The sequence below is a fragment of the Vibrio sp. 704 genome (genome assembly GCF_033339295.1).
Genome location: NZ_JAWOUH010001052.1, coordinates 1 through 509 on the forward strand (window position 1 = coordinate 1; position 509 = coordinate 509).

The window sequence follows — 509 nt, forward strand, 5'->3', positions numbered from 1 at the left end:
CGTTTTCAGAAAGAATCACTTTCGCATGAAGTCAGCCCCGGTATTTGTATTGGTCGTATTCGTCTGACCGAAGCGCAGCGATTGCAGTTAGAAGATGATGTTTACAATAAACTGGTCAAGTTCAATGCGCTCAATACCTCCAACCAAGATGGCGAGTTAACTAACGTTTTAATGCGTTGCACTCCAGGGACACAAATATTTTTCTCTGACGGATTACCTAATATTGATGGGGATTTATTAAAGTATGTTTCTCAGCTCAATCAACGTGTTTAAATTAAATCGCACATACCAGTATTAATTCCAGATTTAAAATAAATTGAACAAGTCAGTATACTTGTTCAAACCAACCCATTTAATTGACATTAAATTCTGTTAAAACACGTCATTTAAATATCCACATATAAATATACTGCTAAAACACTAACCTACCTTCCGTTAAACCTATCACAATATTTAAATATAAATTTGCGCATAAACAGTTGAAATTTATACATTCATCAATGCTAAGG

The 509-nt window shown here is 34.2% G+C and carries 1 pseudogene; it reads left to right on the forward strand.

The window, feature by feature from the left end:
• Positions 1–273, forward strand: a pseudogene (locus R7R24_RS30600) (transcriptional regulator); the annotation flags it as partial.
• Between the last annotated feature and the right edge of the window lie 236 nt (positions 274–509).